General features: G+C 71.9%; 19 protein-coding genes. 10 read left to right on the plus strand and 9 right to left on the minus strand.

Translation table 11 applies throughout. The features are described from left to right. The first annotated feature begins 14 nt into the window (after positions 1-14). Complete coding sequence (locus tag OG488_RS16900) at positions 15-1,160, plus strand: threonine aldolase family protein (RefSeq protein WP_329230146.1); 1,146 nt, start codon at positions 15-17, stop codon at positions 1,158-1,160. Between the two features lie 15 nt (positions 1,161-1,175). Here OG488_RS16900 and OG488_RS16905 read toward each other — a convergent pair whose 3' ends face one another. Then, on the minus strand, positions 1,176-1,334 hold the full coding sequence (locus tag OG488_RS16905; protein WP_329230148.1) for a hypothetical protein: 159 nt from the start codon (positions 1,332-1,334) through the stop codon (positions 1,176-1,178). 104 nt (positions 1,335-1,438) lie between these two features. Between OG488_RS16905 and OG488_RS16910 the strand changes: the two genes are divergently transcribed. Next, complete coding sequence (locus tag OG488_RS16910) at positions 1,439-2,551, plus strand: DUF5937 family protein (RefSeq protein ID WP_329238737.1); 1,113 nt, start codon at positions 1,439-1,441, stop codon at positions 2,549-2,551. A gap of 34 nt (positions 2,552-2,585) precedes the next feature. Here OG488_RS16910 and OG488_RS16915 read toward each other — a convergent pair whose 3' ends face one another. Continuing rightward, positions 2,586-3,260: a response regulator transcription factor gene (locus OG488_RS16915; protein WP_329230150.1), complete on the minus strand. Its 675-nt coding sequence runs from the start codon at positions 3,258-3,260 to the stop codon at positions 2,586-2,588. Between the two features lie 19 nt (positions 3,261-3,279). Next, positions 3,280-4,485: a sensor histidine kinase gene (locus OG488_RS16920; RefSeq protein ID WP_329230152.1), complete on the minus strand. Its 1,206-nt coding sequence runs from the start codon at positions 4,483-4,485 to the stop codon at positions 3,280-3,282. Between the two features lie 96 nt (positions 4,486-4,581). On the opposite strand from OG488_RS16920, the gene OG488_RS16925 reads away from it, so the two are divergent. Then, on the plus strand, positions 4,582-5,583 hold the full coding sequence (locus OG488_RS16925) for an SAM-dependent methyltransferase (RefSeq protein ID WP_329230153.1): 1,002 nt from the start codon (positions 4,582-4,584) through the stop codon (positions 5,581-5,583). Further along, a complete protein-coding gene (locus OG488_RS16930) occupies positions 5,580-6,722 on the plus strand; it encodes an NADH-quinone oxidoreductase subunit D (protein WP_329230154.1) in 1,143 nt (380 codons plus the stop codon). The genes OG488_RS16925 and OG488_RS16930 overlap by 4 nt, the downstream gene beginning before the upstream one ends. A 63-nt stretch (positions 6,723-6,785) precedes the next feature. Here OG488_RS16930 and OG488_RS16935 read toward each other — a convergent pair whose 3' ends face one another. From OG488_RS16935 to OG488_RS16950, 4 genes are all read right to left on the minus strand, one after another. After that, positions 6,786-7,814, minus strand: a complete 1,029-nt coding sequence (locus tag OG488_RS16935; RefSeq protein ID WP_329230156.1) for a hypothetical protein — start codon at positions 7,812-7,814, stop codon at positions 6,786-6,788. A 115-nt stretch (positions 7,815-7,929) separates the two neighbouring features. Continuing rightward, entirely contained in the window at positions 7,930-8,907 is a 978-nt protein-coding gene (locus OG488_RS16940) for an ABC transporter substrate-binding protein (protein ID WP_329230158.1), read from the minus strand. A 69-nt stretch (positions 8,908-8,976) separates the two neighbouring features. Then, positions 8,977-9,651 carry an ABC transporter permease gene (locus OG488_RS16945; protein WP_329230160.1) on the minus strand — a complete coding sequence of 225 codons (675 nt, stop codon included), beginning with the start codon at positions 9,649-9,651 and terminating at the stop codon, positions 8,977-8,979. A gap of 3 nt (positions 9,652-9,654) precedes the next feature. Next, the gene (locus tag OG488_RS16950) at positions 9,655-10,362 is read right to left on the minus strand and encodes an ABC transporter permease (protein WP_329230162.1); all 708 of its coding nucleotides are present in this window, start codon (positions 10,360-10,362) and stop codon (positions 9,655-9,657) included. A 141-nt stretch (positions 10,363-10,503) separates the two neighbouring features. Here OG488_RS16950 and OG488_RS16955 point away from each other — a divergent pair, with 141 nt between their 5' ends. The 6 genes from OG488_RS16955 (at position 10,504) to OG488_RS16980 (ending at position 14,921) form a co-directional block, all read left to right on the plus strand. Continuing rightward, complete coding sequence (locus tag OG488_RS16955) at positions 10,504-11,679, plus strand: ABC transporter ATP-binding protein (protein WP_329230164.1); 1,176 nt, start codon at positions 10,504-10,506, stop codon at positions 11,677-11,679. 187 nt (positions 11,680-11,866) lie between these two features. Continuing rightward, positions 11,867-12,727 carry a dihydropteroate synthase gene (folP, locus tag OG488_RS16960; protein WP_329230166.1) on the plus strand — a complete coding sequence of 287 codons (861 nt, stop codon included), beginning with the start codon at positions 11,867-11,869 and terminating at the stop codon, positions 12,725-12,727. Then, entirely contained in the window at positions 12,724-13,206 is a 483-nt protein-coding gene (locus tag OG488_RS16965; protein WP_329230168.1) for a nuclear transport factor 2 family protein, read from the plus strand. Before folP ends, OG488_RS16965 begins: the two co-directional genes overlap by 4 nt. Positions 13,207-13,398: 192 nt before the next feature. Further along, the gene (folB, locus tag OG488_RS16970) at positions 13,399-13,758 is read left to right on the plus strand and encodes a dihydroneopterin aldolase (RefSeq protein ID WP_329230169.1); all 360 of its coding nucleotides are present in this window, start codon (positions 13,399-13,401) and stop codon (positions 13,756-13,758) included. After that, the gene (gene folK / locus OG488_RS16975; protein ID WP_329230170.1) at positions 13,755-14,366 is read left to right on the plus strand and encodes a 2-amino-4-hydroxy-6-hydroxymethyldihydropteridine diphosphokinase; all 612 of its coding nucleotides are present in this window, start codon (positions 13,755-13,757) and stop codon (positions 14,364-14,366) included. The genes folB and folK overlap by 4 nt, the downstream gene beginning before the upstream one ends. A 69-nt stretch (positions 14,367-14,435) precedes the next feature. Next, positions 14,436-14,921, plus strand: a complete 486-nt coding sequence (locus OG488_RS16980; RefSeq protein ID WP_329230173.1) for a DUF3180 domain-containing protein — start codon at positions 14,436-14,438, stop codon at positions 14,919-14,921. Between the two features lie 25 nt (positions 14,922-14,946). Here the strand turns inward: OG488_RS16980 and OG488_RS16985 are convergent, their stop codons facing one another. Both OG488_RS16985 and folE read right to left on the minus strand, forming a co-directional pair. Next, positions 14,947-15,297, minus strand: a complete 351-nt coding sequence (locus OG488_RS16985) for a VOC family protein (RefSeq protein WP_329230175.1) — start codon at positions 15,295-15,297, stop codon at positions 14,947-14,949. A 108-nt stretch (positions 15,298-15,405) separates the two neighbouring features. Beyond that, on the minus strand, positions 15,406-16,011 hold the full coding sequence (gene folE / locus OG488_RS16990) for a GTP cyclohydrolase I FolE (RefSeq protein WP_329230177.1): 606 nt from the start codon (positions 16,009-16,011) through the stop codon (positions 15,406-15,408). Positions 16,012-16,056 lie beyond the last annotated feature (45 nt).

Raw genomic sequence — 16,056 nt, forward strand, 5'->3', positions numbered from 1 at the left:
GTGATGATCGTCCCATGGGAGTCACCGATGAGCAGAAGCAGCGGCACCGCAGGCTGACCGCGTGGCAGCGGTCCGGAAAGGTGCTGGCACGGGCCTCCGCGGACCACACCCTGGCCGAGCGGCTGGCCGCGCTGGCCGCCGACGCCGGCACGGTCCACGACCTGGGCGAGTGGACGGACGTGTACGGCGACGGGGTCGTCGCCGAGGTGGAGCGGCGCACCGCGGAGCTGCTCGGCATGGAGGCCGCCGCGTTCTTCCCCACCGGGACGATGGCCCAGCAGGTCGCCCTGCGGTGCTGGGCCGGGCGCACGGGAAATCCGACCGTGGCGCTGCACCCGCTCTCCCACCCCGAGGTGCACGAAGGCGGCGCGCTGACCTCGGTGAGCGGACTGCGCACGGTGCACCCCACGCGCGCGCCCCGGCAGGCGACGGCGGACGAGATCCGGGACTTCCCCGAGCCGTTCGGCACGCTGATGGTGGAGCTGCCGCTGCGCGACGCCGGCTTCGTCCTGCCCCTCTGGGAGGAGCTGGAGGCCGCTGTGGCCGCCGCCCGGGAGCGGGACGCGGTGGTGCATCTGGACGGGGCGCGGCTGTGGGAGTGCACGTCGCACTTCGGGCGCGGACTGCCGGAGATCGCGGCGCTCGCCGACAGTGTGTACGTGTCGTTCTACAAGTCCCTGGACGGGCTGTCCGGGGCGGTGCTGGCGGGCTCCGAGTCGCTGGTCGAGGAGGCGCGGACCTGGCGCCACCGGTACGGCGGGCAGGTCTTCCAGCAGTACCCGGCGGCCCTCTCCGTCCTGCTGGGCCTGGAGCGCGAGCTGCCGAGGCTGCCGTCGTACGTGGCACACGCGAAGGTGGTCGCGGAGGCGCTGGCGGAGGGCTTCACCGACTCCGCGGTGCCCTGGTTCCGGGTGCACCCCGAGCCGCCGCACACCCACCAGTTCCAGGTCTGGCTGCCTTACACGCCCCAGGTGCTGGACGAGGCGTCGGTGCGGCAGTCCGAGGAGACGGGCGTGACCCTGTTCCGCCGCTGGTTCGCGGCTCCCGCGGGCCCGCCCGGACTCTCGTACACCGAGGTCACGGTCGCGGCGCCGGGGCTCGAGTGGACCGCCCGGGACGTGAAGGAGGCGGTGGCTGAGTTCGTCGCGCGCCTCGCATAGCCGGTGCGGTGCGGATCAGGCGAGGGGCGGCCGGTGGGCGGCCGTCCAGGCGCGGACGCGCCTGCGGATCCCGCGCAGGACCTCCCGGTCGTGGGTGCCGGGCAGCGGGGGCGGCACCTCACCGGTCCGCGCGGCGCGGTAGCTGTCGAGCATGTGCTGCTGAACGGTGTCCATGCGTCCAGCGTGGCCCCGTCCCGTCCGGACCGCCCGTGGATTGACGACTGCGGTCAAGCGGCGGCGCGGCCCGCACCCGCACCCCGCACCATGGAGGGGTGAGCGTGCACATCGACATCGCGGGCCTGCCCCCCGAGCGCATAGTCTTCGAGACCTCCCCCCTCGCCGAGCTGGGGCTCGCCCTGCACGCGCTCTCCGAGCCCGGACACCACCCCGGGCTGCACGGCTGGGCGACCGCGACGGCCGCGGGGCTGGAGCCGGACCTGGCGGACCGGCTGCACGAGGCGGAGTTCCTGTGGCGGAACACCTTCTCCGACATCTTCATGCCGTTCGCCGGAGTCCGCGGCGGGGACGGCAGGGCGGGCGCGACCCTCGCCGAGGACCTGCACATCCTGGACCGGCTCGACGACGAGCGGTTCGTGTCGGCCGCACTGGAGTTCAGCTACACGAACCTCTACGCGACGGGGGCGCCCTCGCCGCTCACCGACGCGACGATGCGGACACGCGCCCTGGACATGGCGTCGGCCAGGGGACCGAAGCAGCTGGACTTCACCCGGCAGCTCCTGGCCGATCCGGGCTCCGTGCGCGGCTGGGTACGGCGCCTCTTCGAGGACTGCGACCAGGCCTTCTTCGCCGACACCTGGCGGCGCGCCCAGGTCCAGCTGACCGCCGACGCCCGCCACAAGGCCGAGATACTGCGGCGCAGGGGTGTCGGCGCGGCACTGGGCGCGGTCTCCGCCGCCCTGTCGCTGGACGAGGAGACCGGCAGGATCAGCGTCGACAAGCTGACCACGGGCCGGACCGAGGCCACGGGCTCGGCCGCGGGCACCGGTCTCACCCTCATCCCGACGAGCTTCGGCTGGCCGCACCTGATGGTGCTGCACGCCCCGGGCTGGCGTCCGGTGATCCACTACCCGGTGCACCGCCCCGAACTGCCCTCCCCCGCCTCCGTCGAGCTGCTCCAGCTCCGGATGGAGGCGCTGGCCCACCCCATGCGGATGCGGATCTGCCGCAACCTGGCCCGCTCCCCGTACACCACGGGCGAGCTCGCCGACTCGCACGGCATCACGCCCCCCGAGGTCTCCCGCCACCTGGCGCTGCTCAAGAAGGCCGGCCTGGTCACCACCCGCCGGCGGGGCCGTTACGTCCTGCACTCCCTGGACCTGACGGTCGTGGCCCGCCTGGGCAGCGACTTCCTGGAGGGGGTCCTGCGGTGACCGGAGCGGCAGAGAAACGCTGCCGAGGAGCGCCTCAGCCCGCTCCGCCACCCGCCCTGACCAGCCCCGTCTCGTAGGCGAGGACGACGACCTGGACGCGGTCGCGCAGGCCCAGCTTGGTGAGGATGCGCCCGACGTGGGTCTTGACGGTCGCCTCGGACAGCACCAGCCGGCCCGCGATCTCGCCGTTCGACAGCCCCTGGGCGACGAGCAGCATCACCTCGCGCTCGCGCTCGGTCAGTTTCTCGACGTGCTTGTGGTGCGGGTCCTTCCTGCCGCTCGGCAGCATCGGCGAGAACCGGTCGAGCAGCCTGCGGGTCGTGGACGGGGCCACGACGGCGTCCCCGCTGTGCACGGACCGGATGGCCGAGAGCAGTTCGCCGGGCGGCACGTCCTTGAGCATGAAGCCGCTGGCCCCCGCCTTCAGGCCGGAGAACGCGTACTCGTCGAGATCGAACGTGGTCAGGATCAGCACCTTGGGCGGATCGGTCCGCGCGCAGATGCGCCGGGTCGCCTCGACGCCGTCCAGCCGGGGCATGCGCACGTCCATCAGCACCACGTCGACCTCGGTCGCCCCCAGGACCTCGATCGCCTCGGCACCGTCGCCCGCCTCCGCGACGACCTCCATGTCCGGCTGGGCGGCGAGCACCATCCGGAAACCGGTGCGCAGCAGCACCTGGTCGTCGACGAGCATCACGCGGATGGCCATGAGGTGTCCTGTCCTTCTGTCACTGAGCCGGCTTGAGCGGAAGCAGGGCGCTGATCCGGAAGCCGCCGCCCTGACGCGGCCCCGCGTCCAGCGTGCCGCCGACCATGCCGACCCGCTCACGCATGCCGATCATTCCCTGGCCCGCGCCGTCGGCCCCGCCGTCCTCGTACAGCTCGTGGGGGGCGCCGCGGCCGTCGTCCTCGACCAGCAGGCCGAGCCCGTCGTCGAAGTAGACCAGCCGTACGCTCGCCCCGGCGTCCGGGCCGCCGTGCTTGCGGGTGTTGGTGAGCGCCTCCTGCACGATGCGGTACGCGGTCAGTTCGACCCCGCTGGGCAGGGGACGCGGGGTGCCCTCGATCTTGAAGTCCACCGCGAGGCCGGTCTCCCTGACCTTGCCGACGAGCTCCTCGATCTGCTCGACGTCGGGCTGGGGGACGTACTCCCCGCTCTCCGGGGAATCGCCGGTCCTGAGCACTCCGAGCAGCCGCCGCATCTCCGCGAGCGCCTGGCGGCCGGTGGCGGAGATCGTCTCCAGCGCCTGCCGGGCCTGATCCGGGGACGCGTCCATGACATATGCGGCGCCGTCGGCCTGGACCACCATCACCGAGACGTTGTGCGCGACGACGTCGTGCAGTTCGCGGGCGATACGGGCCCGTTCGGCGGCCACGGCGACCTTCGACTGCGCCTCGCGCTCCCGCTCCAGCCGGGCGGCCCGCTCCTCCAGCTGGCTGAAGTAGGCCCGCCGGGTGCGCATCGAGTCGCCGAGCACCCAGGCCAGGACGAACGGCACGGTCATGATGACGACGTAGCCGGCCGTCTGCACCCAGCCGCCCTCAGGGGCCTCGTCGGGCCAGCGCAGCCGCGACAGGCCGGCCGCGGTCAGGCTGCATCCGAGGGCGAGCCGGGACGCCCAGCGGTCCCCCACCGTGGCCACGGTGTACGTGATCACCAGCATGGCGAAGTCGGCCACGCCCGGCCGCACCCCGAACAGCAGTTGGGCGAGCCCCATCAGGATCGCGAGCAGCAGCATCTTCTCCGGCGCCCGGCGGCGCAGCGCGACCACGGCGCACAGCCCGAGGGCGATCGGCACGGCGGCGACGCGCTCCCGGCCGCCACCGACCTGCTCGGCCACGATGGACACGCCGGAGAACCCGAGGAGGAGGACAGCCCAGAAGGTGTCGACGCCCGTCGGGTGTCTGCGGATGAAATCGTAGAAGCGCTGCACGTTACCCAGCGTAGGGACAGCAGATCGGTGCCCGGGTCAGCCGAAGGGCCGATCCGGGTCCTGGGACCGTACTCCCCAAGGTGGAGACTTGCCTACGTGACGTATGACTGGTGCCGCTGGCGGGAAGCCGCCGAGACCGCTTTGTACGGGGAAGAGGGGTTCTACCGGCGTCCGGAGGGCCCCGCGGGCCATTTCCGCACGTCGGTGCACGCCTCCCCCCTCTTCGCCACCGCTGTCGCCCGGCTGCTGGCCGCGACGGCACGGGAGCTGGGGACGGACTCCGTGGGCCTGGTGGATGTGGGAGCGGGCCGCGGAGAGCTGCTGACCGGGGTGCTGGCCGCCCTGCGGGCCGGGTCCCTGGCTCCCGGCCTCACCGTGCGGGCGTACGCCGTGGAGATCGCCCCGCGCCCGCCGGGCCTGGACCCGGCCGTCGAGTGGTGCTCCGAACCCCCGCAGGGCGTGCGCGGGCTGCTGTTCGCCAACGAGTGGCTGGACAACGTCCCGACGGACATCGCCGAGGCCGACGCGGACGGGGTGCCCCGCTACGTCCTCGTGCGGAGGGACGACGGCACGGAGCGGCTCGGGGAACCGGTGACCGGCGAGGACGCCCGGTGGCTCGGCCGCTGGTGGCCGCTGTCCCGGCCCGGGGACCGTGCGGAGATCGGCCGGCCGCGCGACGAGGCCTGGGCCGATGCCGTCGCCTCGCTCGCCGGCGGGACCGCGGTGGCGGTGGACTACGCCCATGTCCGTGCGGCGAGACCTCCGTTCGGGACACTGACCGGCTTCCGGGAAGGCCGCGAGGTGCCGCCCGTGCCCGACGGGAGCTGCGACCTGACCTCCCACGTCGCGCTGGACGCGTGCGCGGCCGCGGCGGGTGGCGAGGCCCGGCTCCTGGACCAGCGGACCGCGCTGCGGAAGCTGGGCATCAGTGGCGAACGCCCCTCCCTGGCACGTGCGTCGGCCGACCCGGCCGGCTATGTGCGGGCCCTCGCGTCGGCCGGTGAGGCGGCGGAGCTCACGGCGCGCGGCGGGCTGGGCGACTTCGGCTGGCTGCGGCATCGGGTCCCGGACCGCGAGGAGGGATACTGTCCGGCATGACGGAGACGACGATCGGCATCGGCGGCGCGGCGGAGAGCACCGACATGGTGCTGAACATCGGTCCGCAACACCCCTCCACCCACGGTGTGCTCCGGCTCCGGCTCGTCCTGGACGGTGAGCGGATCCAGCAGGCCGAGCCCGTCATCGGCTACATGCACCGGGGCGCGGAGAAGCTCTTCGAGGCCCGGGACTACCGGCAGATCATCATGCTCGCCAACCGGCACGACTGGCTGTCGGCGTTCTCCAACGAGCTCGGGGTCGTCATGGCCGTCGAGCGGATGCTCGGCATGGAGGTCCCGGAGCGCGCCGTCTGGACGAGGACGCTGCTGGCGGAGCTGAACCGGGTCCTCAACCATCTGATGTTCCTCGGCTCCTACCCCCTCGAACTCGGCGGGATCACCCCGGTGTTCCACGCGTTCCGGGAGCGCGAGGAGCTCCAGGCCGTGATGGAGGAGGTCTCCGGCGGCCGGATGCACTACATGTTCAACCGGGTCGGCGGCCTCAAGGAGGACCTGCCCGCGGGCTGGCTCGGCCGGGCCAGGGACACCGTGGCGTCCGTGCGTTCCCGGATGGACGTGTACGACCGGCTGGTCCTCGGCAACGAGATCTTCCGGGGCCGCACCCGCGGCGTGGGCGTGCTGTCGGCCGAGGCGGTGCACGCGTACGGGGTGTCCGGGCCGATCGCCCGCGCCTCCGGGGTCGACTTCGACCTGCGGCGCGACGAGCCGTATCTCGCCTACGGCGAACTGCGGGACACCCTCGAGGTCGTCACCCGGACCGAAGGCGACTGCCTGGCCCGTTTCGAATGCCTCCTGGAGCAGACGCACAACGCGCTGGACCTGGCCGACGCGTGCCTGGACCGGATGGCGGACCTGCCTCCCGGTCCCATCAACCAGCGGCTGCCCAAGGTGCTGAAGGCACCGGAGGGCCACACCTACGCGTGGACCGAGAACCCGCTGGGCATCAACGGCTACTACCTGGTGTCCACGGGCGAGAAGACCCCGTACCGGCTGAAGCTGCGCTCGGCGTCGTTCAACAACATCCAGGCGCTCACCGAGCTGCTGCCGGGCACGCTCGTCGCCGACATGGTGGCGATCCTGGGCTCGCTCTTCTTCGTCGTCGGGGACATCGACAAGTAGCCGGGCCCGGCCGAGGAAGTCCTCGGACGGCCTCCCGCCACGAGCCGCCGCCACGAGCCGCCGCTACGAGGAGATCGCGCTCCGCAGCTCGACGACGTCCAGCTGCTCGGTCTCGTCGTGCGCCGTGAGGTCGATGACCTTGCCCACGGCGCGGTTCTCGGCCGTGCTCGTCCGGTGCGCCGCCAGCGCCTCCTCGCCCACGACGTCCGCGAGGTCCTCGTTCTGCACGGACTCGATCGCGGCGTCCGCCTTCTGCGTGCCGAAGAAGTCGAAGCTTCCCTGCGGCACGAGGTGGCGGCGCGCCGCGGCGTACGGGACGACCGTGGACGCGGCCGGCACCGCACGGGGCGGACGTACCGACGCGGGGGACAGCCGCGGTGCGGGGAGGGCTGACTGGGGGCGACGGTGCTGGAGGTCACCCGCTCCGCCGACCGCCGCGTGCTTCCCCTGGGAGCCGCCGCTCTCCGTGTCCCGCTCCGCCGACCGCTCGGCGATGTCGCGCTTCCTGGCCAGCTCGGCCGTGCGGCGGGCCTCCTGGAGTGCGGCGTTGCGCGGCAGGTCCTTCAGGGCCTGCGCGGCCCGCAGATAGGCGCCCGGGGTCGGTGTGGACCGGGCGGGCGGGAGCTCGCGCGGCGCGGACGCCTCGATGGCGAGCTGCCTGCGGCCTTCCAGCGCACCGGCCCGCTCCGTCTCGGCGTTGGCGTACCGGCGCAGCAGCGCGGCGTGTTCGCCCCGCAGACCGGCGAGCTCCACGCGCTTGCGACGCACCTTGGTCTCCAGCCGGGTGCGCAGTTCCCGTGATTCCTCGAGGTCCGCCTCGAGTTCGGCTATGCGCTCCTCGGTCCTCCACTCGTCACCGGCCCGGGCGCGGGTCAGCTCCGCCACGCGCAGACCCGCGGCCCGGTCCCAGCTCCGCATCATGCAGGCGCCGGTGACGGCGGCGGCCGCCGTCACGGCCACCAGGGCGCGCAGGGCCAGAGGTTCCGCCAGGAGCCAGGCTCCGGCGGCACAGACGACCGGCGCTCCGGCCACCACGGCGGGAGGCAGGATTCTGTGGAGGGGCGGCGAATGGCGGTGGCGTCCTCGTGGCATGGCCCGAAATTTACCGTGCGCACGAGTCACTTGGGAGGCCGCCCGGCAATCTGTTCCCCGCCGGTTACCTGGCCGGGCCCGGGAAGCCTCTCAAGTGCCCCTTCCGGACGCCTTTTTACTTCTTGATCAGCCCCTTCGACCGGAGATAGTCCCCGGCCGCGTCCGCGGGCTTCGCACGCTCCGCGTCGACCTTGCGGTTCAGTTCCGCGAGATCCTCGGTGGTGAGTGCTTCGGTGAGCTTCCCGAGTGCCTCGGCGATCTCCGGGGCGCCCGCGTCCTCGGCATTCAGAACCGGAAGGACGTTGTCCGCGTTCTGGAGCTTCTTGTCGTCCTCCAGGAACACCAGCCCGTAGGTGTCGAGCACCGCGTCCGTGGTGGTCGTGAGGACGAGCTGGTCCTTGCCGTCCTTGACGGCCTGCTTGGACTGCGGGGTTCCGACACCCTTGGGATCGATCCCCGTGACGTCGATGCCGTACGTCTTCTTCAGTCCGGGCGCGCAGAAGGGGCGCACCTCGCACTCGTCGCCCGCCGCGATCTTCACCTTGATCTTCGAGCTGCCGAGATCGGAAAGCGTCGTGAGGCTGTTCTTCTCGGCGAATTCCTTCGACACCGCGAAGGCGTTCTGGTCGACGGCCTCACCCGCCGGGAGGACCTTCAGCCCGAGCGGGCCGGCGAGCTTCTCCAGAGCGGTGACGGTGGCCGCCACGTCACCCGAGGCGACCGGCTTCTTCTCCGCCTCCGCCGCACCGTTGACCTTGGCGTTGAGGAATTCCGCGAGCGTCGCCGCGTATTCCGGGACGATGTCGATCTCCCCCTTCTCGAGGGAGGGCTCGTACAGTTCGCGGTTCTTCACCGTGGTGACCGAGGTGTCGTATCCGGCGTCCCCCAGGATCTGGGCGTACAGCTCGGCGAGCACCTTGGACTCGGTGAATCCGGCGGCGCCCACGACGAGCGAGCCCTTCTTGGAGTCGGCACCGGCGCCCGTGTCCGAACCGCCCTCCTTCTCCAGGCTGTCGCCGCCGCAGGCGGCGAGCGACCCTGCCAGCGCGACCGCGCCGATGACCGCACCCGCTATGCGCGAGGTCCTGCTCATGTTGTTCTCCGTCCGCGAAAAATGGTGTGCACAGTCCGAAAAGTCCGCCCGCTCATGGAGTACGCCCGCTCATACGGTCCGGCGGCGGCGCAGGGGTGACAGCAGCCGGTCCAGCGCCACGAGGACGCCCTCCACCACCAGGGCCAGCAGGGCGACCAGCACGGCGCCCGCGAAGACCTGCGCGGTGTCGTAGGTGTTGAATCCGGCGGTGATGATCCGGCCCAGGCCGCCGAGGCCGACCATGGCCGCGATCGAGGCGGTCGCGATCACCTGGACGGCGGCGGACCGGAGGCCGGTCATGATCATCGGGTAGGCGAGCGGGAGCTCGACCCGGACGAAGAGCTGGCCGCCGGACATCCCCATGCCGCGCGCGGCCTCCAGCACCGACCGGTCCACCTCCGTCATCCCGACGTAGGCGTTGGTCAGCAGCGGCGGCACGGCGAACAGCACCAGCGCGACGACCGTGGGCAGGTAGCCGGAGTTCCGCAGGGGCGTCATCATGAAGAGGGCCAGCACAGCGAACACCGGGACCGCCCGGCCCACGTTGGAGATGTTGACGGCGAGCCCGCCCCCCTTCCCCACGTGCCCCAGGTACAGCGCGACCGGCAGGGCGATCAGGCAGGCCACCGCGAGGGCGATCCCGCTGACGTACAGGTGCTCGGCCAGCCGGTGCGCCGCCCCGCCGTCCCCCGACCAGTTGGAGCCGGTGGTGAGCCAGACCCATGCCTCTTCGACGACTCCCATGGATCAGCCGGCCTCCGTCTTCGCGATGCCCGCCCCGGCGGGCGTCCGTATCCGGGTCCAGGGCGTGAGCAGGCGTTGCACGCCGAGCAGCAGCAGGTCCGCGGCCACCGCGAGGAGCACGCAGAGCACGGACGCGGTGAGCACCTGCGCCTTGAAGAAGCTGGGCAGGGCGTCCTCGATGAGGTTGCCGAGCCCGCCCTTGCCGACGAGGGAGCCGACCGTGGTCAGCGCGACCGTCGACACCGTCGCGATGCGCAGCCCGGCCATCAGCGCGGGCAGCGCGAGGGGGAGTTCGACCTCCCAGAGCAGCCGCACGGGCCCGTAGCCCATGCCCCGCGCGGCCTCCCTGGCCTCCTGCGGGACCGCTTCCAGGCCCGCCAGGATGTTGCGTACGAGGATGGTCAGCGAGTACAGCACCAGTCCGGTCACGACGAGTGCCGCCGACAGCCCGAAGAGGGGCAGCAGCAGCGAGAACATCGCGAGCGACGGCACGGTGTACAGCACGGTGGTCAGGCCCAGCACCGGCCCCGCGAAACGCCGGCCGCGGCGCGCGAGCAGCGCGAGCGGAAACGCCACCGCGAGCCCTATCAGCACCGAGACCGCCGTGATCCAGATGTGCTGGACGGTCGCTTCGGTCAACTCATGGCTGCGGGAGCGCAGATACTCTCCGCAGATCCAGTCGTTCGCCACCAGGCAGTTCTGCTCGGCCACCCGCCCCCACCTCCTGTTTGCCCTCGCGACGCCGCCCCGGGTCCGGTCCTGGGTGACCCTATCCTCGACCACCGACAATCGCCGAGGCTGTCGTATTCCGGCAACATGGCCTTCACAGAACCCGCGTCACAATGGGGAATCATGATCCGTTTCGAGCACGTCACCAAGCGGTACGCGGACGGCACCACCGCCGTCGACGACCTTTCCTTCGAGGTCGCCGAGGGTGAACTGGTCACGCTCGTCGGGCCTTCCGGATGCGGCAAGACGACCACCATGAAAATGGTGAACCGCCTCATCGAACCGACCGACGGCCGGATATTCCTCGACGGGGACGACATATCCGCCATCGACCCGGTCCGGCTCCGGCGCCGTATCGGCTATGTGATCCAGCAGGTCGGCCTCTTCCCCCACAGAACGGTCCTGGAGAACACGGCGACCGTTCCCCATCTCCTCGGCTGGGGACGGGAAAAGGGCAGGAAGCGGGCGGCCGAACTGCTCGACCTCGTCGGACTGGATCCTTCCGTTTATGGCGGCCGCTATCCCGAGCAGCTTTCGGGCGGTCAGCGCCAACGGGTCGGTGTGGCCCGCGCCCTGGCCGCCGATCCCCCGGTCCTGCTGATGGACGAGCCTTTCGGCGCGGTGGACCCGGTCGTACGGGAAAGGCTGCAGAACGAATTCCTGAAACTGCAGGCGCAGGTGCGCAAGACCGTGCTCTTCGTCACCCACGACATCGAGGAAGCCGTCCGGCTCGGTGACCGGATCGCCGTGTACGGCCAGGGCCGCATCGAGCAGTTCGACACCCCCGCCACGGTGCTCGGGGCTCCGGCCACACCGTACGTCGCCGACTTCGTCGGGGCGGACCGCGGCCTGAAGCGGCTCTCGGTGACCCCCATCGAGGAGAGCGACCTCGACCAGCCGCCGGTCGTCCACCTCGACGATCCGCTGGCGGGGGCGACCGAGCGGCTGCGGGCCGACGGCGCGCGCTGGGCGGTCGTCCTCGACGGCCAGGACAAGCTGCACGGCTGGATCCCGGCGGTCGACAGGCCGGCGGCCACGGGCACGGTCCGTGAACACGCCCGTCGCATGGAGGCCTGGCTCCCGCTCGGCGCACCGCTCAAGCAGGCCTTCGCCACGATGCTCCAGCACGACGCGGGCTGGATCGCCGTCACGGACGAGGAGGGCACCGGCCGCTTCCTCGGCGTGCTCACCCCGGCCCGGCTCCACGAGGCACTGCGCCGCTCGATCGACGCGGACGCGCAGGACGTACCGCGGGCCGAGGTGGCTGTGGAGACCGTGGCGGGCGTCGGCTCCCCGTGAGGGGCTGCCGCCCCCACCGTCCGTCCGGCTGAACGCGACACGAGCGGATCCGGGCCCGGCGGATCCGCGGCGGCTGTCTCCGGACGGCAGCCCCCTCGGGGGCGGGCCGCTCCCGGGCGCCGGGTGCGGCGGTGGCCACCGCGCCGGCGCGGCCCGGCCTCCCCCTTCCCGGGCCTAGGCTGGTCGCATGAGTACGTTGCGAGGACGGGGAACGGTGCGGGGTCTGCCGGAGTGGGACCGCTGTGCGGTCATGGGCGTCGTCAATGTGACGCCCGACTCCTTCTCCGACGGGGGCCACTGGTTCGACACCACGGCGGCGATCAAGCACGGCCTCGAACTGGTGGCCGAAGGTGCGGATCTGATCGACGTCGGCGGTGAGTCGACCCGCCCGGGCGCGAGCAGGGTGGACGAGGCCGAGGAGCTGCGCCGGGTGATCCCCGTCGTGCGGGGGCTGGCCTCGGAGGGCGTCACCGTCTCCGTGGACACCATGCGCGCCGAGGTCGCCGCACAGTCCGTCGCCGCAGGTGCCGCCCTGGTCAACGACGTGAGCGGTGGCCTCGCCGACCCGGCGATGATCCCTGTCGTCGCCGATGCGGGGGTGCCGTTCGTCGTCATGCACTGGCGCGGTTTCAGCGAGTCGATGAACAGCCGCGCGGTCTACGCGGACGTCGTCGGCGAGGTCGTCACGGAGCTCCGGGAACGCATGGAGGCCGTGATCGACGGCGGCGTGGACCCGGAGAGGCTGGTGATCGACCCGGGCCTCGGCTTCGCCAAGAACGCCGCCCAGGACCTCGCACTCGTCGCGCACCTCGACCGGCTGCGCGAGCTGGGCAGGCCGCTGCTCGTCGCCGCCTCCCGCAAGCGGTTCCTCGGGCACGTCCTGGCGGGCGGGGACACGACCCCGCCGCCGGCCCGTGAACGTGACGCCGCGACGGCCGCGATCTCCGCCCTCTCCGCCGCCGCCGGCACCTGGGCGGTCCGGGTGCACGCGGTACGGCCCACGGCGGACGCCGTGCGCGTCGCCCGCGCCGTCGAGGGAGCCGCATGAGCGCCCCGCGCGACGAGCACGAGGAGGCCGCCGCCGACATCGCGGCGGTCGAGCAGGCCAACACCGCCTTCTACGAGGCGATGGAACGCGGCGACCTGGACGAGCTCTCCGGCCTGTGGCTGCCCGGCGAGGACCTCACCGTCTCCTGCGTCCACCCCGGCTGGCCCGTCCTCACCGGCCGTGGCGAGGTCCTGCGGAGCTACGCACTGATCATGGCCAACACCGAGTACATCCAGTTCTTCCTGACCGACGTCGGGGTCGCGATGACCGGTGACACCGCCCTGGTGACCTGTACCGAGAACATCCTCAGCGGCGGCCCCGCCGAGGACGGGAACGCCCTCGGCCCGCTCGTCGGCCAGCTCGTCGTCGCCACCAACGTGTTCCGGCGCACACCGGAGGGCTGGAAGCTCTGGTCCCACCACGGCTCCCCCGTACTGGCCGAGACCGGTGAGGAAGAGGACGAGGAACCGACTGTCTGAGCGGAGCGTGCGGTCGTGGGGATTGGGCCCCCCGATCACGGGGTATACGCGGCTACCAACCCCCCGCCGGGTCGGTCCGCGCCCCCGCGGGCGGAAGCTGTCGGTGCTCGCGGGTAGATTCGAAAGACGGCACTTCGCCGCCCGCACGCGGCCGGGTGCCTCCAGAGACGACGAACAGCAGGAGTGATTCGCGTGGATCGTGTCGCGCTGCGCGGCCTCAAGGCCCGTGGGCACCACGGTGTCTTCCCCAAGGAACGGGAAGAGGGCCAGACCTTCATCGTGGACCTGGTGCTCGGCCTCGACACCCGCCCCGCGGCAGCCGCCGACGACCTGTCGCAGACCGTTCACTACGGCGTGGTCGCGGAGGAGGTCGTCGATGTCGTCAAGGGTGAGCCGGTGGACCTGATCGAGACCCTCGCGGAACGCATCGCGCAGCGGTGCCTCAAGCACGACGGGGTCCAGGAGGTCGAGGTCGTCGTCCACAAGCCGGACGCCCCGATCACCGTCCCCTTCGACGACGTGACCATCACCATCACCCGGAGCCGAGCATGACTGCATTTTCCACCGAGGGGCAGAGCGACCCGACCGTACAGCCGGTTCCCGCAGCAGTGGTCGAGCAGGTCGACGCCGCGGACGTCACCCTCTCCAACCCCAAACGCGCCGTGATCTCCCTCGGCTCGAACCTCGGCAACCGCCTGGAGACGCTCCAGGGCGCCATCGACGCCCTGGAGGACACCCCCGGCCTCCGGGTCAAGGCCGTCTCCCCGGTCTACGAGACGGAGCCCTGGGGCGTCGACCCGGGCACCCAGCCGTCGTACTTCAACGCGGTGATCGTCGTGAAGACGACCCTGCCCCCGTCCTCCCTGCTGGAGCGCGGCCAGGCCATCGAGGAGGCGTTCGACCGGGTCCGCGAGGAGCGCTGGGGTCCGCGCACCATCGACGTCGACATCGTGTCGTACGCCGACGTGGTCTCCGACGACCCGCTGCTGACCCTCCCGCACCCGCGCGCCCGCGACCGCGCCTTCGTGCTCGCCCCCTGGCACGACGTGGACCCGGAGGCCCAGCTGCCCGGCGCCGGCCCGGTCGCCGACCTGCTGGCCGGTGTGGGCCGCGACGGAGTGCTTCCCCGGCCCGACCTGGAACTCCGCCTCCCCGAGTAGTCGTTAGGCTCAAGGACCCCGACCACGGGCGAACGACACGGTCAAAGGCGACGAAGGGCGGCACTCTCGGTGAAGCAACTACGGCTCGGGCTCCTCGCCGGACTCTTCGCCGGAGCCGGGGTGCTGTCCTGGGGCGCGGCCCGCCTCTGGGACTCCCTGGGGACACTGCCGAGCGTGCCGCTCGCCGCCTCCGTCGTCCTCGCCGTGATCGCCGTCGTCCTGCTGGCCACGGCCCTGTCGATCCGGGCACGGCTGCGCGCCCAGCGGGAGCGGCGTCCCGGAGCGAAGGGCGTGGAGCCGATGATGGCGGCGCGTGCCGTGGTCTTCGGCCAGGCGAGCGCCCTGGTGGCCGCTCTCGTCGCCGGGATGTACGGCGGCACGGGCGTCTTCCTGCTCAGCTTCCTCGACATCCCGCCCCGCCGCGACCAGGCCATCTACGCGGGTGCGGCGGTTCTGGCGGGCATCGGCGTCATCGCGGCCGCCCTGTTCCTGGAGCGCGTGTGCCGCCTCCCGGGGGACGGCGAGGACGACAGGAACACGGCCCAGGCCGCCTGAACCGTCCGGCGCCCGTCCGGCGCTCTCAGTCGGCGATCGGGTTCTCGATCAGAGTGACCCGGTTGCCGTCGGGGTCGTGGACGGCGGCGAACCGCACCCCACGCGACCCAGGCTGGGTCTCCCCGGCGGTGATCCCCCTCCCGGCGAGGTCCGAGAGGGTCCGGTCCAGGTCGTCGACCACCAGATTCACCAGCGACCCCCCGGCCTGCTCGGGCGACTGGAACACCTGGAGCCAGGCGTACGGGGAGATGTGCCAGTCGGCCAGCCCGTCCATGGGCCTCACGTCGGCGGGGCGGCCGAGAAGCCGTTCGTACCACTCGACCGCCGGTTCGATGGCCATCACGGGCGCTACGGCGAGCACATGGGTGAATGACATCAGGAAGTTCCTCTCCTCATGGATCCGGCCGTCCGGCCTCTCCCACCGGGTCGACTCTCCCCGCCCCACGCACGCGGCGCTACCGCGCCGGCCCCGCCCGTCCGGTGCTCAGCGCGCCATGACGAGGCTCATCGCCTCGGCCCGCGTGGCCGGGTCGCGCAGTTGCCCACGGACGGCGGACGTGATCGTCTTCGCCCCCGGCTTGCGGATTCCTCGCATCGACATGCACATGTGCTCGCACTCGACGACCACGATGACCCCGCGCGGCTCCAGGATCGCCATCAGGGACTCGGCGATCTGCGTCGTGAGCCTCTCCTGGACCTGGGGGCGGCGGGCGTAGACGTCGACCAGCCGGGCCAGCTTCGACAGTCCCGTGATCTTGCCCGAGGTCGCCGGGATGTACCCGACGTGCGCGACACCACGGAACGGCACCAGGTGATGTTCACACGTGCTGAACACCTCGATGTCCTTGACCAGCACCATCTCGTCGTGGCCGAGGTCGAACGTCGTCGTCAGGACGTCCTCCGGCTCCTGGTGGAGGCCCGCGAATATCTCCTTGTACGCGCGCGCCACCCGGCCCGGGGTCTCACGCAGCCCCTCGCGGTCCGGGTCCTCCCCGACCGCGATGAGAAGCTCCCGTACGGCGGCCTCGGCCCGCTTCTCGTCGAACACGCCGATCGAGCCCTGCCCGTCCAGCGTCACCGGGTCCGTCATCCTGTGCCTCGTTCCTCTGTGCAGTCACCACGCGCGGGCCCGCCA

The organism is Streptomyces sp. NBC_01460 (assembly GCF_036227405.1).
In the GTDB taxonomy this organism is placed as follows: domain Bacteria; phylum Actinomycetota; class Actinomycetes; order Streptomycetales; family Streptomycetaceae; genus Streptomyces.

Excerpts from the sequence above, each read along its gene's own strand:
- OG488_RS16900 (WP_329230146.1), top strand. The coding sequence starts at position 15 with ATGGGAGTCACCGATGAGCAGAAGCAGCGGCACCGCAGGCTGACCGCG.
- OG488_RS16905 (WP_329230148.1), bottom strand. The coding sequence starts at position 1,334 with ATGGACACCGTTCAGCAGCACATGCTCGACAGCTACCGCGCCGCGCGG.
- OG488_RS16915 (WP_329230150.1), bottom strand. The coding sequence starts at position 3,260 with ATGGCCATCCGCGTGATGCTCGTCGACGACCAGGTGCTGCTGCGCACC.
- OG488_RS16930 (WP_329230154.1), top strand. The coding sequence starts at position 5,580 with ATGACGGAGACGACGATCGGCATCGGCGGCGCGGCGGAGAGCACCGAC.
- OG488_RS16935 (WP_329230156.1), bottom strand. The coding sequence starts at position 7,814 with ATGCCACGAGGACGCCACCGCCATTCGCCGCCCCTCCACAGAATCCTG.
- OG488_RS16940 (WP_329230158.1), bottom strand. The coding sequence starts at position 8,907 with ATGAGCAGGACCTCGCGCATAGCGGGTGCGGTCATCGGCGCGGTCGCG.
- OG488_RS16945 (WP_329230160.1), bottom strand. The coding sequence starts at position 9,651 with ATGGGAGTCGTCGAAGAGGCATGGGTCTGGCTCACCACCGGCTCCAAC.
- OG488_RS16955 (WP_329230164.1), top strand. The coding sequence starts at position 10,504 with ATGATCCGTTTCGAGCACGTCACCAAGCGGTACGCGGACGGCACCACC.
- folP (WP_329230166.1), top strand. The coding sequence starts at position 11,867 with ATGAGTACGTTGCGAGGACGGGGAACGGTGCGGGGTCTGCCGGAGTGG.
- OG488_RS16965 (WP_329230168.1), top strand. The coding sequence starts at position 12,724 with ATGAGCGCCCCGCGCGACGAGCACGAGGAGGCCGCCGCCGACATCGCG.
- folK (WP_329230170.1), top strand. The coding sequence starts at position 13,755 with ATGACTGCATTTTCCACCGAGGGGCAGAGCGACCCGACCGTACAGCCG.
- OG488_RS16985 (WP_329230175.1), bottom strand. The coding sequence starts at position 15,297 with ATGTCATTCACCCATGTGCTCGCCGTAGCGCCCGTGATGGCCATCGAA.
- folE (WP_329230177.1), bottom strand. The coding sequence starts at position 16,011 with ATGACGGACCCGGTGACGCTGGACGGGCAGGGCTCGATCGGCGTGTTC.